Below are 26,223 nucleotides of genomic sequence, written 5' to 3'. Positions count from 1 at the left end.
CGGTCGAAGGCGCGTTACCCAGGAGTAGCGCGCCTTCGACCGCCCGGCGGCCCGGTCCGCTCAGGCTGACAGAGGCTTGGTTTTCAATAAATAAACCTATAAATGACGACGATCACATGAAAAATATACTAGCCTGCATTAGCATCTTTGCGCTCTCATTCTCAGCCTTCGCCCAGGATTCCCACGTAGTCCTTATCAGCATTGACGGGCTTCGTCCGGAATTTTATAAAGACCCAAACTGGTCGATGGTAAACCTGCGCCAGGGTATGCAGACCGGCGCATATTCTGACGGAGTTACCGGCGTTTTCCCCACAGTCACCTACCCTTCCCATACGACCATTATTACCGGAGTTAAGCCTATTAAGCATGGCGTTTATTACAACACGCCGTCCGAGCCTTTGGAAGTGACGGGAAAATGGATCTGGGATTATAGCACCATAAAGGTGCCGACAATTTTTAGCGTTGCGAAAGATAAAGGGTTGAAAACGGCTTCGGTTTTCTGGCCGGTTTCTGTTGGCAGTCCTGCGACTTATAACATTCCAGAGTTTTGGTATTTGCCTGAAACAAAAGGCGGTAAGCGCGGCATGATCAAAGCGCTTTCGGAAAATGCCATTCCAAAAGGTTTGTTTGAGGAAGTGGAGCAGAATGCGACCGGCAAGCTGGAAGAAATTGATTTTGACAGTGATTATCTGAGTGTAGACGAAAATATGTCTCGCATTAGCAGCTATCTGATCCGTAAATACAAGCCTTCATTTTTAGCGGTGCATTTGGTGGCGGTCGACCATTTCGAGCATGAGCAGGGCCGTGACGGCGATCAGGTAAGGGCTGCACTTTCGAGCGTTGACAGGGGCATTAAATCGATCATCGAAGCCACCGAGAAAGCGGGCATCAGAGAGAAAACAACATTCATCATCACCGGCGACCACGGCTTTGTAGATATCCACACCGCTATCGCCCCCAACATTCTTTTAGCCAAAGCCGAACTTTACGATCCTAACAACAAGGCAGCCTGGAAAGCTTATTTTCACAGCTCCGGCGGCTCGGCATTCTTACATTTGAAAGATAAAAATGATACAAAAACCCTCGAAAAGGTAAAACAGATCCTGGATCAATTGCCGAAAAATCAGAAGGGTTTGTTCACGGTGAAAGACCGCGCGGCACTGGACGCAGTAGGCTCCGATCCAAACGCTTCCCTGGCCATCGCCCCAGTGCAAGGCATCACCCTGAGCGGAGCCGCCACCGGCGATTTCCTCCGCACGGCCAGCGGAGGCACCCACGGCTTCTTCCCCGACTTCAAAGAAATCCAAACCGGGTTCGTAGCATTTGGCAAAGGCATCAAACCAGGAGCAGTCATCCCCGAAATGAGCCTGCAAGACATCGCCCCGCTAATTGCAAAATTATTAGGATTAGATTTCCCAACTGCGGACGGGATGTTGTATCCTGGGTTGCTGGTTAAGGAGTAACGATTTGTTTTGTAATATGTCAAAAGAGCTTCCTTAGTAAGAGGAAGCTCTTTTTTATGCCACTTCGTGAAGATCAGGAATGAAAACGCATTTGTTATAATCTGAATCAAAACCTTCAAAATCGAATACAGCACCTAGCTTTAAATCTTCCACATTATCGAAGACCCGAATCCGGTTAATGGACATTTTTTCTTCATCATTTAAGTACTTATGTAAAGCGTTAAATATAATTCTGGTTCTATTGGACGAAGTCTCATTCACAAGGGAAGGAGCGCTTATTCCAAGCACAAATGAATTGGAAGACAATCCGCGAAACGCCGGTGCAAGGCCATATTGATCTATATAGAGGCCATTCTGCTTTTCAGCATTGAACACTTCTCTTAATCGTTTTACCAATAATTGCTTATCCATGCCAGTAATGTTTTTGCGTCATTATAAAATCCGTTTGCCACTTGTTCGGTACAACCAGAATCATACCTTCTTTGTTCATTCCATAAAGACACTTCGGACCATGCCGATGCGAAATTGGGATCTATTCTTAGTTCCTTTTCTAACTGGTGCTTCAACCCAGAGAGAATTAGTAAATCTTTTAAATTATGCGTAAAAAACGCACTATAAACCTTAGGAGATATCTCCTTTTGATTACTCTTGCCTGACTGATCGTACATTTCAACATCAAGCCTTACACAAATTACAGCTTTTAGTGCAAATTCAATTGCATAACCTGCTAAGTAAAAAACACCTTCACGCTTTGAATTAGACAATAATATTTCTGCTTCTGATATTCTTTCATGAGCCAGTTTTTTTAATTGTAACGCTGTTGCCAAATGTTGTAAGATTTGAAAATGGATAGTAGGTTAGCGGGAAATGGCTCCATTGAAGCCAGATCTCTTTATCACTACAAATAAAAATGGCGATGCACGTGCACCGCCATTTTTATTGCGAGCAAAGCAAACCTAACCGGAATGCTTTGAAAACTCAAAACCACTTTTCCACCGGTAAATAAATGGTTATTTAAACATTTTTGTCAGATCATTCAGATCTACATCTCCGTCTCCGTCTTTGTCCAGGCCGAGTTTTGCGCCCATGCTTCCGAGGTTGCCGCCTAAGCCGCCGCCGGATGATGGGGTGCTTCCGCCGAGGTTGCCGCCTCCGAATTTGCCGCCGGTAAGGGAGCCTAGTAAGCCGCCGAGATCGAAGCCGCCTGCTCCGCCCTGGCCTCCTTTGTTGGCCATTTTCGCTAGTACTACGGGAATGATTGCGGATGCTATGGCTGCTGCTGTGCTGCCGTTGATGCCGAACTTCTGCATAATGTTGCCGCTGAAATTATTCGAAATTTGCTGCACGGCGGGGTTACTTTCCGCCTGCCCGCTTCGCACGGATTCGAACAAACTATTGACCTGGTCCGGCTCCTTGATGTTACTCAAACCATCCACTATGGACGTCTGCGCTTCTTGCATTACAGCGTCATTGTGCTCGTTAGGCACTTCGTTATTATCAACAACCGCCTGTTGTCCGTTTTGTTTTATCAGATTCAACAATTCATCAAACATAGTTTCTCAGTTTAAGATTTGAGATTTGAATGTTAAACAAACCATGCCAATTCCATGCTGCCGGAATCTATCCATAAGATACCTGAGAAGCCGCATCGGACGAGCCCAGCAATTTTTGCAACGACTTTTGTAAGCTGCTGGGAGGAACATGGCCCCGCCATCTTAATGCCCTTTCCGGCCAATGTCATGGTAATGGCCTGGAAGGAATCAATACGGTTTGTGGAACGATTTTTAATTACAACTTTTCCGCATCAACGATATTGCAAACTCACCTTAACGATATTACCGCATGAAAGATATTCAGATTGGCTACCACGCTTCTCACGAACAGTTTAAACCAAGTGAGCTGACCGAATTTGCACAGCTCGCACAAGCCGCAGGTTTCACAAGTGCACTGAGCTCGGACCATTATTATCCGTGGAGTGAAGCTCAGGGCGAAAGCGGATTTGCATGGAGTTGGCTGGGAGCAGCAATGCAGGCTACCAATCTTAGTTTTGGTATCGTCAACGCACCCGGGCAGCGTTACCATCCTGCCATCATTGCACAGGCGGTCGCTACGCTTTGTGAAATGTTCCCGCGACGTTTTTGGATTGCTGTGGGAAGCGGGCAGTTTTTGAACGAACACATTAATGGTGAAAAGTGGCCTTCCAAGGCAGAGAGAAACCAGCGTTTAAAAGAATCTGTGGATATCATGCGCGCCTTATGGGCGGGCGAAACCGTAACCCAAAATGGTTTGGTGAATGTGTACGACGCAAAACTTTATACGTTGCCCGGATATATGCCTGACGTCATCGGCGCAGCAATTACGGAACAAACGGCTGAATGGGTCGGCGGATGGGCGGACGGCATGATCACAACTTCACGCCCGCCGGCAGAACTCGCGCGGATGGTGGAAGCGTTTCACCGGGGAGGCGGCGAAGGAAAGCCTGTGTATCTAAAAGTTCAATTGTCGTATGACGTGACATTGGAGCGTGCGCTGGCAGGTGCGCATCAGCAATGGAGAAACAATGTTTTCCCATCTTCCCTCCTGGCGGATATCCGGTCACCGGCGGGTTTTGATTCCACGGGATTAATGGTGAGGCCCGAAGATATGTTCCAGGCGGTGAGGGTATCTGACAGTCTCGACCAACATACCGAGTGGCTTGCCCAGGACATTGCGGCGGGAGTTACGCACCTGTATTTGCATAATGTTAATTTGGAACAAAAGCTGTTTATTGAAAAATTCGGAAAAAATGTCATTCCGCATCTTGTCTGACAATTTTAGGATGGCCAGAAATACGTGGCTTGAAGGATCAAAAGTCCGGGCATACTTTTAATGAAATTCGCATTAATCCTTCTTGGCAATACATTAAAACAATAACCAGGGGAGTAATTGTATGGACACCGAATTATTTATAGTAGACGATAACCCGGATTTGCATTTTTTGATATATAATATTTTTAAACAGTTTGATAAATCGTATCGTGTGAAGTTTTTCGAGGATGGCCGTTCTCTTTACCGCCACCTCGATGCTTTATCCCAGCGGCTCGATAACCATCTGTTTCCGGGACTTATTATCCTCGATCTGAATATGCCGGGAATGAGCGGAATGCAGCTCCTTACCTTGCTTAAACAACCAACGAAACCGGAACATGTTCATTTAAAAGATATTCCGGTGGTTGTTATGAGCAGTGATGATGCGGAAGAAAAAATTATTCAATGTTATAAACGCGGCGCAGATGCTTATGTGATCAAACCGGTCGAGCACGAACTAATGAAGTCTACATTACAGGCTGTCTGCAAATTTTTTCTGCGGACCGGCGAACGCAATAGTCCTTTAAGCATTGCCCACTCCGAAGCCGCTTCACGGAATTAGGTTTTTTAGCGCTGATAAAATCATCTCCGGCGCCGGGTATGGAATGTACTCGGCGTATAATTTATCCGAAACATACTTGATAATGGTGTTACGGCTTTGCAGATCTGCCGGAACAGAGAATGGCAATAGCTGATAATCCGACTTCCAGGGCGTGTGCTGCGGATTTGTTTGTGCATATAAAACTACCTGAGGCGTCTGCATGGCCGCCGCAATGTGTATTGTAGCCGTATTGACCGAAATCACGCATTGCGCATCTTCGATCAGCGCTGCAAATTCACCCACTGAAAGCAATCCCGCAACAGAAACTGCATGCTGCCCGATCCCCTCACTAACCCTTTCCGTCAGGTCTTTTTCGGCAGCAGATCCGGTTACGAAAATCTGCCAATCATATTTTTCTGCAATGCGCTTCCCAGCCTCTATCCAGTATTCCGAAGGATATTCCCTTTTTTTCTCGGACACTCCCGGATGCAAAATAATGTATGGTTTCGCCGCGTCAATGTTTTCAGCAGAAAGTTTCTCATGTAATGAAGCGCGTTCCGCAGATTCAATTGATAACAAAAGCCGGTCATTCGATGTGCTGGCCCCAAATTGTGCAACCAGGTCAAGATCACGCTGAACCTGGTGGGATATGTGCTGATAAGGCTCCGGGTCAGGGAGCCAGTGTGTGAGCAGTTGATAGGGATTTTCTCGGGCATATGCTGCGCGCACCGGAATGTTTGCCATGTATGCGAGCATGGCAGCGGGAAGCGCGCTCTGGCTGTAAACTGTAAAAATCACTGCCGCGTCAAAATTCCTTTTTCTGAGTTCATCAATGTTCGCGGTTAATGCATTGCTATCACTGCCTTTGCTCTGAACCCATGGCAGATCGGATACAATCATATCATCAATGCAATCCAGATATGGCACTATCAGCGAGCCTGCTTTTGAGGTGAGCAGCGAAATGCGGCTTCCAAATGTTTCCTTCAATGCGCGGATAGCCGGGGAGCTCATGATGACGTCGCCCATATTATCGGCGCGTATGCAGAGGATATTCTGAAGTTTTTGCTCAGGCATTGGGGACCGCGTTTTTGGTAATGTGGTTTGTGGCATCCGGGAAATGAGGCGTGGTATAAGTTGGCTCCCGGAAAGGCCCTTTCAACCATTCTGTTTCATTTCCGTTATCGATCAAAATCGTCCGGCAACCTGCACGGTTACCGGCTTCTACATCATGAAGAATGTCGCCGATCATCCACGATCTTGCCAGATCAATATGCAGCTCATGTGCCGCCTGGATCAACAATCCCGGTTGTGGTTTGCGGCAAGCGCAGGAAACATTTTCTGACGATGGTGCATGCGGACAGTAGTAAAAGCCTGAAAGTTCAATCCCGTTTTGTTCAAAAATTAAATAGAAATAATCGATCAGATCGTCCAGTTGCACCTGGGTAAATCGTTCCAGAGCCAGCCCGGACTGGTTGGAAATAATGACCAGTTTAAATCCATAGTCCTGCAATGCCCTTAATCCCTCAAACACCCCTGTTTCAAACACCACTTTCTCAGGATCAACATTATATGGAACGTCTTTTACAAGCGTACCATCTTTGTCCAGGAAAATGACCTTAACAAGAGAGCTTTCGGGATGCTGCATGCGTGAATTCGGTTATAGGATCGCCTTTGGTAAAAAACAGTGCCACTGGTTTCTAATGATTTTGGCCGGTTAACAACATACTTTCAGGCGCGAAGTCTCACTGATCCGAAAGTGTGGATTATGGACACTTTTCCGTGCGCCGGCATTGGCAAACTTTTTGATATGGCGCTGTTTAAGGATATCAAAAAATAAATCAACCCTTTATATACCAAAGATCAATGGGCCAGGCCAACAAGCAGCATTCATTTTTATACAGAAACGGCTTAGGCCTTCTTTTTGTGGCTCTATTTCTTATAACACTCGGCGCGCAGGCGGTAACCGGCTGGCACGAGCATAACTCCGAGCTTGAACAGGAAAAGGCTGCTGCGATCGGCTTCCCTGAATATCTTCAGACAGGCCATTTTATCTCATCTACGTTTGAAAACTTTGAAAGTGAATTCTTGCAAATGGCTCTATATGTGCTTCTTACAGTAGGACTTCGCCAGAAAGGCTCTGCGGAATCCAAATCGCTGGATGAGCAGGAAGATGTGGACCGGGAGCCACAGCCAGGACCCGATGCGCCCTGGCCAGTCCGGAAAGGCGGGATTATATTGAAGCTTTATGAAAATTCTTTGTCGCTCGTTTTTGCGATCCTGTTCTTCATCAGCTGGGCGCTTCACTTGTATGGAAGCTGGGTAGACCACAACGAACAGCAGGTCCTGACCGGTCAGGCGACCGACACGATTGGGAATTATCTGACGCAGGCCAACTTCTGGTTTGAAACATTCCAAAACTGGCAAAGCGAATTCCTGTCGATTGCCAGCATTGTCATATTCACCATTTTCCTGCGCCAGAAAGGCTCACCCGAATCCAAACCGGTGGACGCACCTCATTCGGAAACGGGTAAGTAATGTTGTATTTACTCAACAATCCATCGGTTGAGCGTATTGTATTTTCCTTCAACAACAATTTTGTAAAACCCTTTTGGCAGCTTCGAAATGTCTAATGAAGCCTTTCCTTCCGACACGGGAAGCTGTTTCATGAGCATGAAAAGATCGCTGCCTCCGGTTTCAAATTTGTTCGTGACGGCGAGCCATATTTTCACTTCCCCGTCTTTCTCTTGCGGTAACCAATTGAGGAGAATGTTGTTAGATTCTTTCTTTACGGTCAGATCAGTGATTGAAATTTTGCCGGTTAACGGAATGCCGTCAAGCTCGAAGCGCTGCTCTTTTGGGATTTTTAGGTCTAGATGGCGAGCCATGGTAGGCATAATATCTACAATCGCCGGGATTTGCTTGTTTTGGGCAGATTTGGTAAAATAGTTGTTCAGTTCTTTTGCATTGGTGACGATCCAGGTGCTGCGCTCCGCATCGGACTGGCCCCCGTGGTCTTTACCGGCTGGTTCTCCCCTTCCGTGATCCGTTGTGATAAATATTTGCCAGTTTTCACCATGGTTACGCTCCCGTTCTTTCACCGCTTCCCAAAGCTGCCCCATCTGCGCATCCATTCTTTTTATGGCATCAAAAAACTGCGGGCTGTTACCATACCGGTGGCCCATATCATCCGTAAATTCCAGATACACCCATGACAAATCGGGCGCCTCGCTCTTGATGTTCTCAGCAGCTTCATCAACCACCTTTCCATCAATTTTGCTGATGTACTCTGCACCTTTGTCGTGCGGGAAATTAATGGTATCAAGCTCAAAACCATCGAAAGAATAATCCATTTTCATCATTCCCGTTTCAGGCAACCCCGTTCCGATCAGCTTTGTTCGGTTATCAAGCCAGGTGGAATAAATGGCTGTTTTTTTTGCAGGATATGCTTCGCGAAAGAACCTGAAAATAGTCCAGTAACGGTAATTGGGCGCTTTAATGTCGTTATCCCAAACATTATGCTTGTTCACCCAGGTCCCGGTAAGCAAACTATTGTAACCCACCGCCGAAATGGTCGGAGTCTGAGAATAAGTCTTTTTCTCACCCCCCACATAAGCCCGCGTCATGCCGCCCACCATAGCAATCGCATCCAGATTAGGCGTCGCCACTTTCTTCAACTGCTCATAAGAAATGCCATCCACAATGACAAAGAGGGATTTATTTTTAGTCTGGGCAGCGGCTTGGTGGAAGATGAAGAGGGTTAGGATTAGGGTAATGGTTTGTTTTGGGGACATTTGGGTTGTGGTTATGGTTGTTTGGTCCTGTTTATTTAATGTGGTTTGTTACTAGCTCTGTCACCCTGAGCGTAGTCGAAGGGGCGTTACTGCCAAGTAGTAACGCCCTTCGACTACGCTCAGGGTGACAGAGCTGGTAGCGTACCAGTAGTCAACGCTTACGCCAGCAATCTCGTGAGTAAGATAACTACTCCCAGCCAAAAAATTGCTTCAAGTTTGGATTCAGTGTTACTTGTGACTGCGGCACGGGTCGGTAATAGTATTTCGGTTCCTGGAATGTGCCTCTTTCCGGGTCGGTAACGATGGTTCCGCTCGTTCCATTTTTCAGGAAGAAGGATGCATCGCTGCCTACCGGGCCTACGCGGTAGTAAATGAGCTTCTTGCCCAGAGAGTTGGATTCTTTGTCGGCTTCGGCCGGGATGGATGAGGACACTGCGATCAGTTTGACATCCGCGACGCCATCGCCGGTGAGATCGTAGTTGCCCAGGCCCGGGAAATAAAGTCCTTCCGGTTCTTTTTCAATGAGCTTTCCGGCATTCCAGCGCATGAGGTCATCGTAGCGGAAACCTTCCATGGCCAGTTCCACGCGCCTTTCACGGCGGATTTCGAGCAGTGCGCCGAGGGTATTGCTGGTCGCGGATGGATATTGTGATTTCAAAACGGCATCGGATGCTGTACTCAATGTTAATTTCGGCATGCCGGCACGTGCCCTTACTTTGTTTACAGAAAGGTCCAGGTCAGCTTGGGTTAGCTCGCTTAGTTCTGCTTTGGCTTCTGCGTAGGTGAGCAACACTTCGGCATAACGCAGCAATGGTGTGTCCAGACTGTTCGCAACCGCCACTTCTTTTTGATTTACAAAACCTTTTAACTGATGATAACCCGACTGGTTTTTAGCAAATTGCTGTACATAAATCCCGGCTCCCTGCGAGTAAGTCGTCGCATTGACCAGTTCCCATCCCGGGTAAGCGAATGTCTGGTACAAGCGTGGATCACGGTTTTTGAATTCGTCTGTGAACAGCTTCGCCGTATACCCAGCCTGGCTGGTGTAAGGCGTCCCGTCTTTCATCAGATACGTTTGCAACAGGTCTCTCGCCGGACTGGCTTCATAATTCCCAAACATATAAGCACCCCACCAGGCACTATTGATCTTATCCTGTTCATTAAATGTGCCGAGGATCACTTCTCCGTTACTTTCCAGACTGGTGTTGTTGAATAGCGAAGCATAATCTTCCATCGGTTTGCCCGTGCTATGGATCGAATAATCTCCGCTGTCAATCACTTTTTTTGCCGCGTCCCTGGCAATCTGCAAAAAGCCGTTTGCCGAAGCTTGCAGGTTCAGTTCGCTGTGATATTTCCGGTAAGTGCCTTCATATAATGCGTGCCGGGCCTGGTAAGTGAGCACAGTGGCATTGTTCACAGCGCCCGAGCGGTTGTCGTCCCGAACGTGCTGGGCGGCAAAAGCGTAGTCTTCAAATATTTTACCAATTACAAATTCCCGGCTGTCCTGCGGCTTATTGAGCGATTCGTCGTTGGTTGCCAGCACGTGGTCGTACCAGGGCACATTGGAATAACGCTTCACTTTTTCCACGTAAAATCTGGCGCGGAAAAAGCGCGCGAGGCCTTCGTAATGGTTGAGCGCCTCTTCGCTGATCTGTGCCTTCCGGAAATTGTCGAGGAAGAAATTAATGTTGCGCAATGCAGTCCAGTCCCAACCCGCATTGACCGTGGCGGAAGATGGGTTTCCCACCATCATGCTCTTGATCTCCGTCGCGCCGGTTGTGGCCGCATTGTCGGTAGAAGCATCATTCACATAAATGCCTACCCCGCCGAAATCGTACAGGCCCAGCATATAGGTTTCCAGGTCTTGCTCGCTGTTGAAATATTTATCTTTGGAGATTTCCGTTTGCGGCACGCGGTCCAGGAATTCATCATTACAGCCCGAAACAACGGTTAGCAAGCCGGCTGCCAGCAGCATTTGAATATATTTTTTCATTTTAAGATCTTATTTAAATTAAAACTGCAGTTCCAATCCGAATGAGAATTTCCGCTGGAATGGATAATCATAACCCCAGCCGCTCGAAGTGCTTTTGGACGGATCCACCTTGTCTACATTATCCGTGATGGATTCCGGGTCGAAGAACTTTTTCACTTTTGAAAGCTCCGCCAGGTTTTCGCCACTTGCATAAATACGCAGCCTCGAAACCTTGATCTTTTGAAGCATGGCGGACGGGAATGTGTAGCCGATCGTGAGATTTTTGAGTCGCATGTAAGCCCCGCTCAGCATGTAACGCGTTTGCGGAATGGCCAGTCCCTGCGACTGATCTACCCTTTCGCCCAGGTTTCTGTCGGCAAGCCAGGATTGGAGAACGGGAAATTTCGCGTCCGTGTTGGCATCGGCCAGGCCGGCATCGATGTAGGATTGTGAATGCTGTGCGCGTTGGACGTCGTTATCAGCCGCGCCGCGGTAAAAATCGAGCAAATGCGCGTATCCACCTGCATAAGGTTGCTGGTAAAAGCCCCAATACAGGTAATTGAGCGGGTAATAATCCATTTTCCCAATGCCCTGGAAAAATGCCCGGATATCAAAACCATTCCATTCCGCACCCAGATTTAACCCAAAACGAAGCCTTGGCGTAACATTGCCGATCCTTGAAAGATCTTTTGCATTATCCACCGTCGTTCCTTTTTCTATCTTACCATTGCCATCCAGGTCCTGGTATTTCGGCCATCCCGGCACAACCGACAATGCGCCCCAGGGAATAATCTGGCTTTGATCAAGCTTGTTGATCTCATCCTGCGTCTGGAAAAGACCGTCGCTTTTCAGTCCCCACATTTCGCCCAGTTCCATGCCTTTGTAATATTGGGTTAAATTCTTATTTGGGTTGTCGAAGCCGGTAATGAATGAGCGGCTGTCGCCCAATGTGAACTTGCTGTTAAAACGCAGGTTTTTTCCACCAACATTAAAATCCTCGTCATAACCCACCGACAATTCCCAGCCTTTGGTTCTCAGGTCTGCGGCATTTTCTCTTGGCTCATAAGCGCCCAAAACATCAGGCAGGTCACGCCCCTGGGTTAACATGCCTTTTGTTGCGCGGTTGTAATAATCAAAAGATGCAGTGATTTTATGTTGGAAAAACCCTAAGTCTGCACCAATGTTGGCGGACGTTACTTTTTCCCAGGTATAATTAGGTGAAACGAGCGGCGCGGAGGTTACCACCTGCGGAACCTGTCCGTCAATAATGTAACTGCCTCTCCTTGTGCCCATAGTAGCGATGTAACCATATTCATTTACAAACTGGTTACCCAGCAAACCGTAAGATCCGCGGATCTTGAAATGGTTTACAACCTTCGACATTGGTTTCCAGAACTCTTCGCCGTCCACTTTCCAGGCAGCCGATGCCGACGGGAAGAAGCCAAAACGCTTGTCTTTCGGAAACTTGGAAGAACCGTCATAGCGGCCATTGAACTCGACAATGTATTTGTCTTTAAAAATGTAGTTCAAACGGTAAAATGCACCCCTAATCGCCCATTCGCGGATTCCTTCGCCTACAAGCGCCTCGCCTGTTGCCAGCCCGATGCTTGGCAAAGAAGCAGAAATTACGCCCGCCTTTTGCGCTTCAAAAAATTCGGCACGGTTGGATTCCTGGTTATAACCCACAATCGCATTCAGATTATGGAAACCCAATGCCTTGTTAAATGTCGCATATGCATTAAAAACGGTGTAGGTAACATTATCGGCTCTGCGGTAAGCAATGTTATTCCCCTCTTCCCGAATGTCCGACGGCCCGTATCCTATCCGAACTTTCGACTGGTTTTCAGCAATGTTAATGTTCTCCCTGCGCGTTGTGAAATCGGAATTGAATTTTAGCATATCCTCAAAAAAAGACATTTCTGCATTGAAAGTTGTCTGAAACATATTGTCTTTTTTGAGGGCACGTCCGCCTTCCGTCAACTGCGCCGCCACCCGGCCCACGTCCGTATTAGCCCAGGTCCCGTCGGGATTTTTATCGACTGATGTCGGGAACAGGTCATAAAGTCGCTGGATCGAGAGCTGGTAAGGCTTCGATCTTTCTGTCAATGCAATGGAAGTGTTATTTCCAACAGAAAGCCATTTGTATGGCTGGAAATTGACTTTACCGCGCGTTGTGTAACGATCGAATTTGTCTTCCGCGATTTTCAATGCACCATTCTGGGAATCATAGGCACCTGATAAATAGTAAGTTGTCTTACCCGATTTTCCTGCGAGTGAAATGTTGTGCCGCTGCGATAGCGTGAAGTTATCCAGGAAATATTTCGTCCAGTCCGTGTTACCCATGTATTCGTAAAGCGAATTATCGACCGGGTTCAGACGGATCGGATCCGTTCCCGAAGGATTGTCTGAGCGGTCTTTGGCCCAGGCATACTGGCTTGCCGTATAATTTACATTATCCCAGGGCGTGTTATCCGTGGAAGTTTCGAGTAAACGCATGTATATATACGGATCAATAACCTTGTCGGGAAGCACTGTTGGTTTGCCGAATGAGAAGTTATTGGAATAATTAATGCTCATTTTTTCTCCTGTGCCCGTTTTGGTCGTGATCAGGATCACACCGTAGGCCGCACGCGCTCCATAGATCGCGGCCGAGGACGCATCTTTTAAAACCGAAATACTTTTAATATCCGACGGTGCAATGAAACTTAGTTCGCCCGCATCCATAGGCACGTTATCCACCAAAATCAACGGGTTACCGCCATTAATGGAAGTAAAACCGCGAATGTTAATGTTGGGCGCCTGTCCCGGTTCGCCGCTCACAAAATCAATGTTCAGGTTGGGAACTGCGCCTTGCAAACCCTGGGCTACGTTCTGTATTGGTCTGGCTTCCAGCATTTTACTGTCCACCACGTCGACGGCCCCGGAGAGATTTTCTTTCTTTTGTGCACCATAACCCACCACCACAACTTCGTGCAGGTTCGCTGCATCCAGTTCGAGTGTAATGTCCAGCGTGGTGGCCTTGCCTACCGTTGCTTCCTGGGGTTTGTAACCAATAAATGAGAAAACAAGAACGGCATCGGATTGTAAACCGCGGAGCACATATTTCCCTTCACCGTCGGAAACAGTTCCTTGCTGTGTTCCTTTTACCAACACATTAACGCCCGGCAGCACGCCGCTCCCGTCAGCCGATTTAATCACACCCCGCACATCACCCTGCGCAAAGGATTGGAGCGTTGAGCCCCCCAACAAAGCTGCCAGCAGCCACAAGAGGCAGGCCGAACGTTGCTTTTTAAACAAATTAAATAGATTTTGCGCCATACAAATGATTTGGTTAAGATGATGACTACGGCCGGAAACGACCGTTTTTATTTTCGCAAAATTGCTGATTCAGGAGGACATACGTTTTAAGGGAATGTTAACAATTTGTCATTATTTTGATTGAACGTTCATTCAATGAAAATACGTGACCGCAGTATTCTACTCTAATGTTTTTCTTTTGTATTATCGCGGATCAAATCAACACTCAGATATGGGAAGAAAAAGCCTCAAAGGGGCTCGACAGCAGGAAATTATTTTGGCTTTTTATAAACTGGCAAAAATAGAAGGACTCGAAAACACGTCTATCGCCAAGATAGCGAAGGAAATGGATGTAAACCCGAGCCTTATCCTCCATTATTTCCAAAACAAGGAAGAACTGAGTTACGCGCTGATCGACTTTATTTTAGATCGTTACACCCCGATTTTCAATGTGCCGGGAAAGTCGGCGAAGAGTTCGAAAACCATCCTGCTGAAAGTGATTGACAATCTTTTTTCAAAAAAATGGGATACATTATTTGACGACGGGCTGTTTTACAGCTGCTATGCGCTGTCGTTCAGGGACGAGAAAATTAAAGCGAGATATAAATCCCTGCTGGAAAGCCTCAGATATAAGCTTTCCGAGCTGATTGAGGCATGTAATGAAGACGGAAGCCTTTCGGTTAAAGATCCTTACGAATGCGCCGACCTGATTTTCACGATCCTGGACGGCGCCTATTTTTATTTAAGCCTCATTAAAGAACCCGCAGCAGCCAAAGCAAAACTCGCCAACTACAAGCAAAAAGCGCTGAACGTGGTCGGGTTACACGCACAATAACTTCAAAAAGAATAGCCGATACCAATCCTGCCACCAGGGTTCATGACGCTTCGGCGGACGCCACTTTCCTGGCTGTCCAAAGAAATTAAACCGTGCGCTCCACAAAGGGATTAATGAAGATAGCAATGTGTTTGTAATTGTATTTGAGACCAACGCCCAGCCCCAGTCCAATGCCGGTCTGTCGGTCGATGTCGATTTCTTTTGGATTTAGCTGGGCATCAAGAAGCAAGCCGCCGTTCACGAAAATGTATTTGAGAAAAGTGAGATGGGCATAAACCGGAACAGAAATGATCTTTAAAGGCCTGGTAATGTCCGGAATGGCAAAATTTGGAACGCCTGCATAATCAACCTTAAAATTGAATGAGCTGTAATCGATCCCGGTTTCGAGTGTAATGATCTTGCTGCTTTTTATAAAATAGCGAAAGCCAAACGTATTCGAAGCAAAAGCCTTATAACCAGCCCCTCCATCCACATTACGGTTATAAACGGGCCTGGGTAGGGACCTGGAATATGTGAAGAAAAGCGCATTTGTATTTTGGCCGAACAATTCGCCGGAGAGGATCGCCAACAGGATAAGTAGCAGATATTTATTCATAAAAAGTAAGGTTTCAATTAATTAAACGACATCATCAAAAGTCACATTTTATTATTAAATACTAAAATGCTGATTATTAAATACTAAAATGATAAAAAAATGATTCAATGCTGCCGCTGCTGATGCAAAACCGTGCAGGTGGACAAGAAAAGTTGAAGAGGCAGTAAAGGCAGAAGGACCCAACTGCCGATTCTGTCAGGAAACGTTTGAATGCTTAACTTCGCAACCCCTGATCGGTGGATCAGGGGTTTTTTAGTCCTTCAAAAGCAATACTTTTTACATTAATTCATGAAAATCAAAACATTAGTCCCTCTTATCAGCTTGTTTATGTTGTGCTCACTGGCATTTGCTCATGAGTTCTGGCTTGAACCGGTCAAATTCTGGCTAAAAAAAGGAGAAAAAGTGCGGATTGACCTGATGGTCGGTGAAGATTACCGGGGTGAGCATTCCAACGGGCACAAATACAAAATCCTGAAACTTGATCATTACTCGAATGCGGAGAAAAAGGATATTCGCAATACAATTTATGGTGATAGTCTCAGCAGTTTCGACATCTCCTTTTCAAGTCCAGGCAATCACCTGATCGCATTCAGTAACACAAGCAAATTCATCGAACTTGAAGGTTTAAAATTCAATGAATATCTCCGTACCGAGGGATTGGATCACGTCATGAAGCTTCGGGTGCAGAACAATGATACATTAAAAGCGGGGAGAGAATTGTACCAGCGGTGCGTGAAGACATTGATCCAGGTGGATGATCAGATAAATGAATGCTATGCAATCAACACGGGTATGCGCCTTGAAATCATTCCCGACAAAAATCCATATGCACAAAAATCAAAGGTGCCGGTCACATTCAAAATCCTATTTGATAACAAGCCCCTGGTGAACGGACTCGTCCTGGCCTGGCACGTGGTGAATGGCGTTACAACGCATGAAACGCTCCGCAGCGATAAAAATGGCAATGTTACCTTCCCCATTGACCAAACCGGCAAATGGATGATCAGCACCGTTCACATGATCCCAAACCAGGATGCAAAGAAAGCGGATTGGCAAAGCTTTTGGGGCAGCTACACCTTCGGATTCTATTGACAAAAAGTTCAATGCGGACATTCACATCTTCCACTGTCCGAAATCGGACAAATTGATTGCCCGAAACGCCTTGTAAGTCGCGGAATCGATGATAAGTGTAATGGCATAATAGTTGATTTTGCAGTCAGTAATACATAGATCATTTTTCACCATATAATCAGGATCAAGCAGTACACATTTATCCAATGCATTATGATCGGAAGCTACGTTAAAACATCGGCGCGTGGGTTGTTGCGTAACAAGCTTTTCTCGTCCATTAATATTGTTGGTCTCGCTATTAGCATGTCTGTCGGTTTGCTGCTGATTGCGTTTGTTCTTGACTTGCGTTCGTACGATAAGTTTCACGAGCATGGCAAGCGGATTTATCGCATTACCAATGTGGCCACTTTCAAAGGTGAGCAAGGCAGCAGCAAATTTTCATCAACTTCCATCAAGACCGGTAAGCTGATCCGGGAGAAAGTAACGGGCGTGGAGGAAGTGGCGATTTTGCGGAACGACTTTTTGCAGGATGCGAAAGTTGGTGATAACGTACTCCCTATCAAGGGCTTCTGGGCGGAGCCGTCGCTATTACGGATATTCACATTTCCCATGCTGGAAGGCAATCCGGAAACTGCATTGAAAGATCCCTACTCGATCGTCCTTACAGAAACTGCGGCCAAAAAGCTATTTGGCGACGCGTCTGCGCTCGGCAAAGCAGTTAAATTTGATACATTGGATTATCAGGTGACGGGGATCGTAAAGGATGTTCCGTTTTTTTCACATATCAATTTTGAAGCCTTGGTGTCTTTGTCGACGGCGCAGCAGCTTAATAAGAATGATAAAGAATTCGACAATTGGGCTAACATGTTCTCGAATTCGGTGTATGTCATGCTGCCTGAAAATGCCAACCTGAACACAGTCCAGGCACAGCTCGACGCGATTGCGAACAAAGAAAACCTGGCCCAAGAACAAACGAAAATCCAGCTCGAACTTCTTCCGTTGTTCGATATCGTAGTTGGCGAGGATCTCCGCTCCGGCTCAATGAGCGGTTATGTGGGCCCGCATATGCCGCCGATTGTGCTTTGGATACTCGGCGGTCTCGCATTGGTTGTGATCTTGTCTGCTTGTTTCAATTATACCAATCTTTCGATAGCGCGTGCAATGCGACGCTTTAAGGAAATTGGCCTTCGCAAAGCCATAGGCGCCCGGAAAGGCCAGATTTGGCAGCAATTTCTTGCGGAAGCGATCATGATTTCCCTTGCAGCCCTTGTCCTGTCCTACTTTATATTTCTTGCCTTGCGGCCGCAGCTGATCAATATGGCCCCGCAAATGGAGCGCACGGTGAAGCTCGATCTCACGCCTACCATGATCGCGGCTTTTGTATTTTTCTCGGTTACGGTGGGTGTCATCGCTGGCCTTATGCCTGCATTATTCTTTTCAAAAGTCAGCGCGATCCATGCGCTCGGCAATGTTTCGTCGGTAAAAGTTTTCAAGAATGTAACACTCAGGCGCGCACTGGTGGTGGTTCAGTACACGGTTACATTGATCTTCATCACAACGACTGCCGTAGGTTATGTTCAGTATAAAAACATACTCGCATTCGACCTGGGATTTAACACGGAAAACATCCTCAACATTGACATGCAGGGAAACAAGCCCGAGGCGCTGCTCAAAGAATTAAGAGAAATGCCGGAGGTAACTGCGCTATCCAGGTCGCTGATTATCACCGCAGTTGGCAACGCCTGGGGCGGGCATATGAAATACAAGGATTCGCAGGATTCCGCATTGGTGTTGACCAATCACATTGAAGAAAATTACTTATCCCTGCACAACTATAAGCTGCTCGCCGGCGGGAATTTTGTCGCACGACCCACCAAATCTGAGGCAGCAAGCGAGGTGATCGTTAACCAGCAGGTTTTGAAGCGTTTCAATTTAGGGAACCCAGAAGAAGCAATCGGAAAACAGGTAACATTCAGTAGTTTCCGGATAAAAAACCGCAGGATGAAGATCGTCGGCGTGATCAAGGATTTTCACTATGGCAAGGTAAACAACCTGATCGAACCTGTGGCATTCATGTTCTGGACCCCAGAGGACGGAGCGGTTATTAATGCTAAAATACAAAGCGCAGATATGCCTGCAACCATGGCCAGGATCGGGTCCGTTTGGAAGAAAATCGATCGGGTCCATCCGCTTGAGGCGAAGTTTTATGATGAAGAAATTGAGGAAGCTTACAGCGAATTTTCAACCATGATCAAGATCATCGGCTTCCTTTCAATCCTGGCCATTTCCATTGCATCCATGGGATTATTTGGAATGGTGGTTTTCACGACAGAGACAAGATTAAAAGAAATCGGCATCCGGAAAGTCATGGGCGCGAGCGCTGGCAGTCTGGTTTTTTTATTAAGCCGGGGCTTTGTGGTGCTATTATCAATTTCGGCACTGATCGCTCTTCCTGCGACTTATGTTTTCTTCGAAAGGTTTGTGCTCACCAACTTCCCGTACCATACACCTGTTCAGATCGGCGAGTTAGTCGCCGGGTTGCTGGCAGTTTTGTTGATCGCGTGTATTATGATCGGTTCGCAGACGATGAAGGCCGCCGGAAGTAATCCGGTGGAGGTTTTAAAAAGTCATTAGACATTGAACGACTCATAATCATGCTTACAAACTACCTTAAAATCGCCCTTCGGATAATCAGAAAGGACAATACGTTTTCGCTCATTAACGTCGTAGGCCTGGCCACAGCAAAACTGTTGCTACTGCGCTGATGAACCGGTCAAGTCATTGCGCAGCGAATAGCGGAATTTGGATTATTCCTCAACACGATAATTGTCCATCATGACCATTATCGTGTTGTAAACTGACGATCATCACTTTTATCCCCCCAAGACTGATTTAGCTTTGCCGGAAAGCAGGGTTGCTCCTGCGGTACTTCAACCTGTAAAGCCAAAAAGGATCTATGAAAACCTGTATTGTTCTGATTTCCCTCATTGTAATTTTCCTCACCTCATGCAACTCAGGACCTACTGAAAATACAGGTCTCAACAGAAAAACATCCGACTCTGACAGCGTATTTAATTCCTGCTATGCCTCCTTCGTCAAACAAGACACGGTGCTGTTAAATGCGCTGGTTTACGGAGACAGCATTAAAGGCAGTCTGGGATACAAACTCTATGAGAAACAGCAGGATAACGGGCTGCTTATGGGAAAAATGCATGGTGATACAATCTGGGGCCTGTACACATTCATGTCGTCCGATTCCGAATATGTCAACGAAGTCACATTCCTGCGCAAAGACACATTACTAACAGAAGGCCGAGGCGACAGAATACTGAAAGACGGAAAGTTTGTCTTCGCAGACAAGTCCAAAGTGCAGTACACCGGTGTCACATTAGCCAAAACCGACTGCAAACAGGTGCCTGGCAAGAAATAACTGAAATCGGGACTTCATGCACTAATCAAGGAGCCGTCACAAAAATAGATGTTGCCGCGGCGTTCCTGGTACCATCGGAAAGTTCTACGGGAATGCCATTTTTCCAGTATTTGGCAATGCTTGTCACTCCATTCAAACCAGCACCGGAAACATATACGTCATGACCGATGATGGTAATTCCAGTAGCCGTAACGCCTCCCGGAAGGGTTGTCTCGACACCATTTTTCCAGACTTTTGCGGTGTAGTAGTTAAGGCTGTCTCCAACATTACCAACAATGTAGACGTCGTTTCCTACAACGGCAACGTCCTCTGCATTTGAATAATATGATGAAGGACTCAGAATCGTTTCAACACCATTTTTCCAATACTTTGCAATTGTCCTGAATGTTCCGCCCATGGTACCAACCACATGAACATCATTGCCTGATACGGCTATGCCATTGGGAAAATGCTGTTCATCCCCGTTTGTCAAATTAACATCTACGCCATTTTTCCAGTATTTAGCAACTGTCTGCGCACCTGCTCCGCCGGAGGCAAAACCAGTGACATATACATCACCATTTACAATCGCCATGTCCCTCGCCCATCCGTTACGGGAATTGTTCAGGTTTACCGGCGCTCCGTTTTTCCAATACATGGCATAGTATCCAGCTGCATCTTCGCCTGAGCCTGCCACATACACATCGCTGCCTGGCAACAGCACCTTGCTTAATACTGTCGGAGCATACTGTCCCGAAAACGATTGCAAAACACCATTTTTCCAATATCTGGCTTGTGCCTTCATGGAACTGTCTCCATCCCAGCCAACCACGTGCACATCCTCGCCGGATACCGCAATGGAAGTAGTTACGATAGCATTCCTATTCGACAACAGATCCACTGCCTTCCCGTTTTTCCAATATTTTGCCGTGTTAATAGCGCCATCATACTGGTAGCCAGCCACGTACACATCCGGTGTGGTTGGTATTACGTGATCTTGAAGATTACATGAAAAGGTAACCAGACTTACGGCACCCAGGACGAGTTTAGTGTAAAATTTTAACATAATATGCTTTTGGTTATTCATTACAAAAACACAATATAAAACAAAATCTAATGTTCCGAAAGTGCCGCGAATGTTCGACACAAATCGATCATTCGCGGCGGACCATTCACAAACACTGCGACTAAAATAGATTACTTCACTTTGTATGGCAGTGTGAGCTTGCCTGACAGTACGCTGTATACGTTATAGACGCCGAGCATGGGCTTGTCCATTTTACCGAAAGCCCGCCTTTTACGCGCTCATCTTTAAAACGAGCACGACCCAATGCGGATGGCATACAACTCCGTCATTATACCAGCAAGGGCGCCATATCCAGTTTGCCAACGGCAGTACGAACAGTCTTTCCTGCTTTGCCTTCTACAATGATCTCAAATTAAAGCGATCCGTATTTTTTGTTATGAATGCCTTCGCGATGCCTGCTGGACTATTTTGATTTAAGAATACTGGCCTATCCGCTGAAATGCCAGACCACACGCACTGCTGGAACGGAATTTTATATACTCCCCACATTCATCAACATTAACCAGATCATGAAAAAAATAACGACATCTATTGTGGCATTGATGCTGCTTGCGAGTGCGACGATCTATGCGCAGAGCACGACCAATCAGACGACCCCGAAACAGGGAACGAACACGACGACCCAACAGGGTAGCACCACTTCCGGGACGCAGAATAACAGCACTACGAACAATTCGATTAATCCAACCGGACAGCGTGACACCAACCAGGGCAACACCACTCCGGCAACGCAAAGCAGCAACACGCAGGGTAGCACAACAGCGGATACGGTGAATAACAGCACCACGAATAACGCTATTAATCCTACGGGACAGCAGAATGGTAGCCCATTCAGCACCAATCCGGCGACGCAAAGCAACAGCAATACGCAGGGAACCGGCACCGCCGGAAGTTCGGCTACTACGAGCGAAATGGATTCAACAAAAAGCACCATGACCCAAAGCTCCGGCAGCACCGAAACAGGAAAATCCGATATGTCGGATAACAAATCGAAGAAGAAACGGAAGGATAAGAAAAACGCTTCCGATCCGAATTGACCCTAAGGAAATCAATAAGCATCAATACGTAAAAAAGCCGCTCCGGGAATCCGAAGCGGCTTTTTTTGAAGGCGACGTGAACTGAATGAAATATGGTCAAATCTGCGCATTGTCATTTGGGTCAAATTCTACGATCCATTCGATGCCATATTTATCTCTGAACATTCCGCCGTAGGATCCCCAGGGACTGTCGCCAATGGGCCCTTCTGTTTCCCCGCCTGCCGACAGCCCATTGAAAACTTGGTCCGCTTCTTCACGACTTTCTGCATTCACTAATATTTTTGACCGGTTTTCATTTTCATTCGTCCGACCCATTATCTCAGGAACATCATTTGCTATTAAAATATTATTTTTCCCAATGGGCAGAGAAATATACATGAGCTTGTCTGCTTCGTTTTCTGACACGGGAAATTCATCGCTTGCTATGTCTTTAAAACGAATTACTTTCGAGAATTCACCACCAAAAACCGATTTGTAAAAATTAAATGCTTCCTCAGCATTTCCATTAAAATTGATCCACGGATAAATTGCTTTCATGATTTTTTTTTCGAATGTTTATTATTGAATCAAAATTTTAATTAAAAATATTTTAGTACGCTAACATTTTCATTTATGATTCCTGCGACAATTTTACAAGGAGATCTTCCAGGTTTGCCAATGTCATTTTGAAGCCGATCGTGAATCCATCCAAAAGTTTCTCCATTCGCTCAAACGATTCATTAAAAATTGTAATATTCACCTTTGTTGTACCATTTTCTTCACTAAAATTATAATCCCATTCCGATCCCGGCAATTCGAGATTTTCATCTTTGTCTGAAAAAGCATTATAGATTTTAAATTGGTTTTTGGTGTTATGGAAGTATATCGCTGCAATGCCCAACGCTCCTGCCCTTCGGGACTCACCATTGCATAAAACCTTGCTCCTCCAACCTCAAAATTCATGTATTTGGTTCTGGCACGCATCGGCGCAGGCGCTGACCATTGATCTAGTAATTCCTTTTGGGTAAAAGCATCCCATACCAAAGAAAGACCAGCATTAAATTCCCTGGTTATAATAACCGTTTTTGCCGCTTTGTCGACGGTAAAATCAAATAGTAAATTACTGCTCATTTTTTTGCTTTTTAATGGTTGATAATACTTCGTCCAATTGATTGAATTGCGTTTCCCAATTTTGCCTGAATTGCGCCAGCCAATGATCCAGCTCCTGCATTTTTTTCGCATTAAAGTGGTAATAAATTTCTCTTCCCGACTGCTCCGGTCTGATCAGTCCGCATTCATTTAATACTTTAATGTGCTTCGAAACGGCCTGCCGGGTCATATCAAATTTTTCAGCCATTGCATTTGGCGTCAATGCCTGAATAGCAATTAAAGATAAAATAGCCCTGCGCGTGGGGTCCGCTATGGCCTGGAATATGTCTTGTCTCATGCTCTATACTTACATTTGCAACCTACGAGTTGCAAATGTAAGCGCAACTTTTGAGTTGCACAAATTTTCTCGAAAATATTTGATGCAAGCCAGTAATTTATAGCGTAACCGGCTACGACCTAGCCGCGCTGTAACCGGGCCAGGATATGCTGACAGTCATTGATTGTCAAGGGCTTGGATAGTGTGGCAGCCACATAAGCGAAGCTGGCCGCGCGCTGCATTTCGGATCCGTCGGCTGAGCTAACCATGTAAACAGTCGTGTTTGGCAAACGAGGATGTCGTTGTAATGCGTCGAGGAATTCCCAGCCATTCATGACCGGCATGTTGATATCAAGCAGTACAAAAAATATGGTTTCCTCAACGCAGGAGTTCATGAAATTAAGCGCATGTTCGCCATTCGGTGAGCAAAAAATATTACAGGTTATGCCGATTTTTTTAAGCAGGATTTGATGAATTGATAACACAATCGGATCGTCGTCAACCAGAAGTAATATGATATTATTAGCCACGGGTTTCTTGTGTGTTTCAATGTTTTGTTTTGTACCAGCAATTTAAGAAAATGCTATTAAAAAATAAATTTTAGTCGTACATTTGAGGTAAATATCGCACTTCACTGTGCATAACGTTGAGTAATAATCCTTACAGCCCATAAATCATTTTTATGGGCTGTTTTTTTTATAAAATATTATCTTTTTGGAGAATATAAAGGATTACTTGCAAACAGTTGAAAGATACGATGAACGCACCAAAGCGGATATATTACAACAGAAGTAATAACTAATGCAATAGCAAGAATAAATGCGAAAATTAAACGAAATAAATAAACTGCAAGCACAATAAATTATTAAAATATTCTACCTCACCTAACCAACTATTACTCCCGGGTCGCATTAACCAATGCAGCGAGCTGGATAACATCTTTGACACCGAGTTTTGCAAAAATCCTTTGCTTGAAAGTGCTGACGGTGGAGCTTTTTAAGTCGAGTAAACGTGCAATATCCCTGTTCCAATATCCCTCAACCAATAGCTGCGTAACGCGTAATTCGACGGGTGACAGGGTTTGCAAAATACTTTTTGTTCCGGTTTCTTTGTTTAAAAGTTTTTCAATCAAAGATTCACGCAGTTCCGGGCTGAAATATTTTTCCTTTTCAGCGACCATTTTGATAGCTGTTTTTATCTGCGCGGATGTAGAATTTTTGGAAAGAAATCCATCGGCGCCGGCCCTGATAAAGCTCAGGCCATAAAGCTGTTCATCGTAACCGGAATAAATAAGAATTGAAACATTTGGTTGATAACCTCGGATCTTTTTGATCATTTCTAAGTTCTTACCTCCCGGTATACCAATATCCAAAATAATCAAACTAAAAGACTGACTTTTAATGGCTTCCATTCCTTTGGTAAAGTCAATGGCCTGGACTACTTCGGAATCTGGGTAAATTTCTTTTATTAAAAGCTCTAAGCCCATCCGGATTAATGGATGATCATCAATGTGTAATATTTTCATAACTAATAGTGGACGTATCAATATGATCAAAACACCTTCTCGAAAATGCCGGAAGGTGTTTTGATTTTTGATCGTCTGTTTATTGAAATAATGGAAAGTAACAAGCCAGATCCATTATTAACTCTGAACCCTTCACATTAAAATTACTCTAATTATTATTGGTATTTTATCTTAGTGTGAACACAATATCAAATACTAGTTCAGTTATTGAAACAGCGCACATATAAGAGATTGGTTCTCATTGTGCTATGGCAACTTTTTGAATTGTACTGGTGCCATTATTAAATTTAAACCGCACGAAATATAATCCTGGCGAATATCTTTTTAAATCAATCTGCCCTTCGATTTGTGTAGCGCTGCTTAAAGTTTGCAGAACTCTTCCACTCTGGCTCAGAATCTCCATCTTGCTTATTTTCTCAACAATTGTTGGCTCAATTTGCAGATAGCTTATAGCCGGATTCGGATAAATTTTTACCAGGTTGTTTTCAACTTTAATGTTCTTAATGCCGCTGAACGCAAAAGTCTGGTCCGCATCTATCATTTTCAGTCTGTAAAAGTTGTCTCCGTTCGCAGGAAGCAGATCTGAAAAATTATAGTGTGTGATAGTGCTGCTTTCGCCTTTCGCTTCTACGGTCCCTATTTTGGTCCAGGATTTGGCATTGCTGCTGCGCTCAATGTCAAACTGCATACTGTTGGTTTCCGCTGTTGTTGTCCAGGTTAGATTAGCAATGCTTCTCTCTTTGGTAGCTTCTGCTTTCACACTGAAATGCGCCAATGTCACTGGTAGCGGATCGATGTCGTAGGTATATGTTAGACAGACACCGGCCGCAGCAAAAGTTTCTTCAAGGCTGGAAGTATTTCCACCGGTTGTCGTGATTGTTTTTGATCCAAATGCTTGTGAGTCAAAGGTTACATTGCCTGTACCGGTATACTCTATAGGTACGGAGCCCAGCGCCTGAGTTGAAGACTTTGCAGAGGTGATGTCATAGTAAGTTAAGGTTTCGCCACCTGCCAGGACGATGTTTTGCGCAACAGGGTTTCCGGCAAAACTTTTCACGGATTCGAGGAGCTCGGAATATCCGCCCGGGCCCGCCAGGCTTACATCGGATCCAATGCGCAATGCCCTAACATTTGAAGCCGTAGTTGCAGTAATTTCAATCACGGGATGTGACGTGATCACAGATCCAAAAACAGATATATTGTTCAGTGAAGCATCAGGATTCAGCTGAATCGCCTTTTCAACGTTGATTGTTCCAGTCCAGTCCGTTGCTTCGCTGGGGCGCATATTGCAATTTGTTATCGTGTTCGCAATCCGCGTTAGTTCCAGGCCACCGTTTGGCGCAGGGTT

At 45.7% G+C, this 26,223-nt stretch carries 26 protein-coding genes and 1 pseudogene; 10 read left to right on the top strand and 17 right to left on the bottom strand.

All coding sequences use genetic code 11. The features are described from left to right. Positions 1-1,463 (top strand): alkaline phosphatase family protein (locus L0659_RS08190; protein WP_310590689.1); only part of this gene is annotated, 1,463 nt, incomplete at its 5' end. 54 nt (positions 1,464-1,517) lie between these two features. On the opposite strand, the gene L0659_RS08185 is transcribed toward L0659_RS08190, so the two are convergent. The 3 genes from L0659_RS08185 to L0659_RS08175 all read right to left on the bottom strand — a co-directional run bounded on the left by L0659_RS08185 (position 1,518) and on the right by L0659_RS08175 (position 3,016). Continuing rightward, entirely contained in the window at positions 1,518-1,874 is a 357-nt protein-coding gene (locus tag L0659_RS08185; RefSeq protein ID WP_235125340.1) for a hypothetical protein, read from the bottom strand. After that, positions 1,853-2,290 carry a hypothetical protein gene (locus L0659_RS08180; RefSeq protein WP_235125339.1) on the bottom strand — a complete coding sequence of 146 codons (438 nt, stop codon included), beginning with the start codon at positions 2,288-2,290 and terminating at the stop codon, positions 1,853-1,855. Before L0659_RS08180 ends, L0659_RS08185 begins: the two co-directional genes overlap by 22 nt. A gap of 183 nt (positions 2,291-2,473) precedes the next feature. Beyond that, positions 2,474-3,016, bottom strand: coding sequence for a hypothetical protein (locus L0659_RS08175; RefSeq protein ID WP_235125338.1), 543 nt, complete (start codon positions 3,014-3,016; stop codon positions 2,474-2,476). Positions 3,017-3,305: 289 nt separating this feature from the next. Between L0659_RS08175 and L0659_RS08170 the strand changes: the two genes are divergently transcribed. Continuing rightward, positions 3,306-4,271: a TIGR03885 family FMN-dependent LLM class oxidoreductase gene (locus L0659_RS08170; RefSeq protein WP_235125337.1), complete on the top strand. Its 966-nt coding sequence runs from the start codon at positions 3,306-3,308 to the stop codon at positions 4,269-4,271. Between the two features lie 121 nt (positions 4,272-4,392). Next, positions 4,393-4,872 carry a response regulator gene (locus L0659_RS08165; RefSeq protein ID WP_235125336.1) on the top strand — a complete coding sequence of 160 codons (480 nt, stop codon included), beginning with the start codon at positions 4,393-4,395 and terminating at the stop codon, positions 4,870-4,872. Here the strand turns inward: L0659_RS08165 and L0659_RS08160 are convergent. Together L0659_RS08160 and L0659_RS08155 are read right to left on the bottom strand one after the other, a co-directional pair. After that, on the bottom strand, positions 4,861-5,925 hold the full coding sequence (locus tag L0659_RS08160; protein ID WP_235125335.1) for a glycosyltransferase family 9 protein: 1,065 nt from the start codon (positions 5,923-5,925) through the stop codon (positions 4,861-4,863). The two genes, L0659_RS08165 and L0659_RS08160, sit on opposite strands and share 12 nt — an antisense overlap. Further along, positions 5,918-6,496 (bottom strand): HAD-IIIA family hydrolase, encoded by a 579-nt coding sequence (locus L0659_RS08155; RefSeq protein WP_235125334.1) that lies wholly within the window; start codon positions 6,494-6,496, stop codon positions 5,918-5,920. Before L0659_RS08155 ends, L0659_RS08160 begins: the two co-directional genes overlap by 8 nt. Positions 6,497-6,714: 218 nt before the next feature. Here L0659_RS08155 and L0659_RS08150 point away from each other — a divergent pair, with 218 nt between their 5' ends. After that, positions 6,715-7,386, top strand: coding sequence for a DUF6766 family protein (locus L0659_RS08150; RefSeq protein WP_235125333.1), 672 nt, complete (start codon positions 6,715-6,717; stop codon positions 7,384-7,386). An 8-nt stretch (positions 7,387-7,394) separates the two neighbouring features. Here L0659_RS08150 and L0659_RS08145 read toward each other — a convergent pair whose 3' ends face one another. From L0659_RS08145 to L0659_RS08135, 3 genes are all read right to left on the bottom strand, one after another. Next, positions 7,395-8,642, bottom strand: a complete 1,248-nt coding sequence (locus tag L0659_RS08145) for an alkaline phosphatase family protein (RefSeq protein ID WP_235125332.1) — start codon at positions 8,640-8,642, stop codon at positions 7,395-7,397. A gap of 187 nt (positions 8,643-8,829) precedes the next feature. Continuing rightward, a complete protein-coding gene (locus tag L0659_RS08140; RefSeq protein ID WP_235125331.1) occupies positions 8,830-10,635 on the bottom strand; it encodes a RagB/SusD family nutrient uptake outer membrane protein in 1,806 nt (601 codons plus the stop codon). Positions 10,636-10,653: 18 nt separating this feature from the next. Then, a complete protein-coding gene (locus L0659_RS08135; protein WP_235125330.1) occupies positions 10,654-13,932 on the bottom strand; it encodes a TonB-dependent receptor in 3,279 nt (1,092 codons plus the stop codon). Between the two features lie 211 nt (positions 13,933-14,143). Here L0659_RS08135 and L0659_RS08130 point away from each other — a divergent pair, with 211 nt between their 5' ends. After that, positions 14,144-14,746, top strand: a complete 603-nt coding sequence (locus L0659_RS08130; RefSeq protein WP_235125329.1) for a TetR family transcriptional regulator — start codon at positions 14,144-14,146, stop codon at positions 14,744-14,746. A gap of 85 nt (positions 14,747-14,831) precedes the next feature. On the opposite strand, the gene L0659_RS08125 is transcribed toward L0659_RS08130, so the two are convergent. Then, positions 14,832-15,341, bottom strand: a complete 510-nt coding sequence (locus tag L0659_RS08125) for a hypothetical protein (RefSeq protein WP_235125328.1) — start codon at positions 15,339-15,341, stop codon at positions 14,832-14,834. A gap of 288 nt (positions 15,342-15,629) precedes the next feature. Between L0659_RS08125 and L0659_RS08120 the strand changes: the two genes are divergently transcribed. From L0659_RS08120 to L0659_RS08110, 3 genes are all read left to right on the top strand, one after another. Next, positions 15,630-16,433 carry a DUF4198 domain-containing protein gene (locus L0659_RS08120; protein ID WP_235125327.1) on the top strand — a complete coding sequence of 268 codons (804 nt, stop codon included), beginning with the start codon at positions 15,630-15,632 and terminating at the stop codon, positions 16,431-16,433. A gap of 192 nt (positions 16,434-16,625) precedes the next feature. After that, entirely contained in the window at positions 16,626-19,046 is a 2,421-nt protein-coding gene (locus L0659_RS08115; protein WP_235125326.1) for an ABC transporter permease, read from the top strand. A gap of 322 nt (positions 19,047-19,368) precedes the next feature. Beyond that, the gene (locus L0659_RS08110) at positions 19,369-19,842 is read left to right on the top strand and encodes a hypothetical protein (RefSeq protein ID WP_235125325.1); all 474 of its coding nucleotides are present in this window, start codon (positions 19,369-19,371) and stop codon (positions 19,840-19,842) included. A 25-nt stretch (positions 19,843-19,867) separates the two neighbouring features. Here the strand turns inward: L0659_RS08110 and L0659_RS08105 are convergent, their stop codons facing one another. After that, on the bottom strand, positions 19,868-20,887 hold the full coding sequence (locus tag L0659_RS08105) for a hypothetical protein (protein WP_235125324.1): 1,020 nt from the start codon (positions 20,885-20,887) through the stop codon (positions 19,868-19,870). A 401-nt stretch (positions 20,888-21,288) separates the two neighbouring features. Between L0659_RS08105 and L0659_RS08100 the strand changes: the two genes are divergently transcribed. Then, the gene (locus tag L0659_RS08100; RefSeq protein WP_235125323.1) at positions 21,289-21,945 is read left to right on the top strand and encodes a hypothetical protein; all 657 of its coding nucleotides are present in this window, start codon (positions 21,289-21,291) and stop codon (positions 21,943-21,945) included. 96 nt (positions 21,946-22,041) lie between these two features. On the opposite strand, the gene L0659_RS08095 is transcribed toward L0659_RS08100, so the two are convergent. The 6 genes from L0659_RS08095 to L0659_RS26525 form a co-directional block, all read right to left on the bottom strand. Then, entirely contained in the window at positions 22,042-22,482 is a 441-nt protein-coding gene (locus L0659_RS08095; protein ID WP_235125322.1) for a VOC family protein, read from the bottom strand. Positions 22,483-22,680: 198 nt separating this feature from the next. Then, positions 22,681-23,055, bottom strand: coding sequence for an SRPBCC domain-containing protein (locus L0659_RS08090; RefSeq protein ID WP_235125321.1), 375 nt, complete (start codon positions 23,053-23,055; stop codon positions 22,681-22,683). Continuing rightward, positions 23,045-23,371: a helix-turn-helix transcriptional regulator gene (locus L0659_RS08085; RefSeq protein ID WP_235125320.1), complete on the bottom strand. Its 327-nt coding sequence runs from the start codon at positions 23,369-23,371 to the stop codon at positions 23,045-23,047. The genes L0659_RS08090 and L0659_RS08085 overlap by 11 nt, the downstream gene beginning before the upstream one ends. A gap of 119 nt (positions 23,372-23,490) precedes the next feature. Then, complete coding sequence (locus L0659_RS08080; RefSeq protein WP_235125319.1) at positions 23,491-23,880, bottom strand: response regulator; 390 nt, start codon at positions 23,878-23,880, stop codon at positions 23,491-23,493. Between the two features lie 365 nt (positions 23,881-24,245). Beyond that, positions 24,246-24,875 (bottom strand): response regulator transcription factor, encoded by a 630-nt coding sequence (locus tag L0659_RS08075; protein WP_235125318.1) that lies wholly within the window; start codon positions 24,873-24,875, stop codon positions 24,246-24,248. A gap of 238 nt (positions 24,876-25,113) precedes the next feature. After that, positions 25,114-25,344, bottom strand: a complete 231-nt coding sequence (locus L0659_RS26525; RefSeq protein WP_409018854.1) for a T9SS type A sorting domain-containing protein — start codon at positions 25,342-25,344, stop codon at positions 25,114-25,116. Here L0659_RS26525 and L0659_RS26520 point away from each other — a divergent pair. Then, complete coding sequence (locus L0659_RS26520; RefSeq protein WP_409018852.1) at positions 25,243-25,461, top strand: DUF3986 family protein; 219 nt, start codon at positions 25,243-25,245, stop codon at positions 25,459-25,461. The two genes, L0659_RS26525 and L0659_RS26520, sit on opposite strands and share 102 nt — an antisense overlap. Positions 25,462-25,686: 225 nt before the next feature. Here the strand turns inward: L0659_RS26520 and L0659_RS26515 are convergent. Continuing rightward, positions 25,687-26,160 (bottom strand): annotated as a pseudogene (locus L0659_RS26515) (choice-of-anchor E domain-containing protein); the annotation flags it as partial. Between the last annotated feature and the right edge of the window lie 63 nt (positions 26,161-26,223).

It is taken from the genome of Dyadobacter sp. CY347, from assembly GCF_021502655.1.
Lineage (GTDB): Bacteria > Bacteroidota > Bacteroidia > Cytophagales > Spirosomataceae > Dyadobacter.
This window is presented reverse-complemented; position numbering and strand designations above follow the sequence as displayed.

Bases quoted from the DNA above. Each gene is read 5' to 3' on its own strand.
- L0659_RS08130 (WP_235125329.1), top strand. From the start codon at position 14,144: ATGGGAAGAAAAAGCCTCAAAGGGGCTCGACAGCAGGAAATTATTTTG.
- L0659_RS08145 (WP_235125332.1), bottom strand. From the start codon at position 8,642: ATGTCCCCAAAACAAACCATTACCCTAATCCTAACCCTCTTCATCTTC.
- L0659_RS08115 (WP_235125326.1), top strand. From the start codon at position 16,626: ATGATCGGAAGCTACGTTAAAACATCGGCGCGTGGGTTGTTGCGTAAC.
- L0659_RS08105 (WP_235125324.1), bottom strand. From the start codon at position 20,887: ATGTTAAAATTTTACACTAAACTCGTCCTGGGTGCCGTAAGTCTGGTT.
- L0659_RS08165 (WP_235125336.1), top strand. From the start codon at position 4,393: ATGGACACCGAATTATTTATAGTAGACGATAACCCGGATTTGCATTTT.
- L0659_RS08160 (WP_235125335.1), bottom strand. From the start codon at position 5,925: ATGCCTGAGCAAAAACTTCAGAATATCCTCTGCATACGCGCCGATAAT.
- L0659_RS08150 (WP_235125333.1), top strand. From the start codon at position 6,715: ATGGGCCAGGCCAACAAGCAGCATTCATTTTTATACAGAAACGGCTTA.
- L0659_RS08085 (WP_235125320.1), bottom strand. From the start codon at position 23,371: ATGAGACAAGACATATTCCAGGCCATAGCGGACCCCACGCGCAGGGCT.
- L0659_RS08135 (WP_235125330.1), bottom strand. From the start codon at position 13,932: ATGGCGCAAAATCTATTTAATTTGTTTAAAAAGCAACGTTCGGCCTGC.
- L0659_RS08095 (WP_235125322.1), bottom strand. From the start codon at position 22,482: ATGAAAGCAATTTATCCGTGGATCAATTTTAATGGAAATGCTGAGGAA.
- L0659_RS08090 (WP_235125321.1), bottom strand. From the start codon at position 23,055: ATGAGCAGTAATTTACTATTTGATTTTACCGTCGACAAAGCGGCAAAA.
- L0659_RS08170 (WP_235125337.1), top strand. From the start codon at position 3,306: ATGAAAGATATTCAGATTGGCTACCACGCTTCTCACGAACAGTTTAAA.
- L0659_RS08125 (WP_235125328.1), bottom strand. From the start codon at position 15,341: ATGAATAAATATCTGCTACTTATCCTGTTGGCGATCCTCTCCGGCGAA.
- L0659_RS08140 (WP_235125331.1), bottom strand. From the start codon at position 10,635: ATGAAAAAATATATTCAAATGCTGCTGGCAGCCGGCTTGCTAACCGTT.
- L0659_RS08155 (WP_235125334.1), bottom strand. From the start codon at position 6,496: ATGCAGCATCCCGAAAGCTCTCTTGTTAAGGTCATTTTCCTGGACAAA.
- L0659_RS08100 (WP_235125323.1), top strand. From the start codon at position 21,289: ATGCCTTCGCGATGCCTGCTGGACTATTTTGATTTAAGAATACTGGCC.
- L0659_RS08185 (WP_235125340.1), bottom strand. From the start codon at position 1,874: ATGGATAAGCAATTATTGGTAAAACGATTAAGAGAAGTGTTCAATGCT.
- L0659_RS08120 (WP_235125327.1), top strand. From the start codon at position 15,630: ATGAAAATCAAAACATTAGTCCCTCTTATCAGCTTGTTTATGTTGTGC.
- L0659_RS08110 (WP_235125325.1), top strand. From the start codon at position 19,369: ATGAAAACCTGTATTGTTCTGATTTCCCTCATTGTAATTTTCCTCACC.
- L0659_RS08175 (WP_235125338.1), bottom strand. From the start codon at position 3,016: ATGTTTGATGAATTGTTGAATCTGATAAAACAAAACGGACAACAGGCG.
- L0659_RS08075 (WP_235125318.1), bottom strand. From the start codon at position 24,875: ATGAAAATATTACACATTGATGATCATCCATTAATCCGGATGGGCTTA.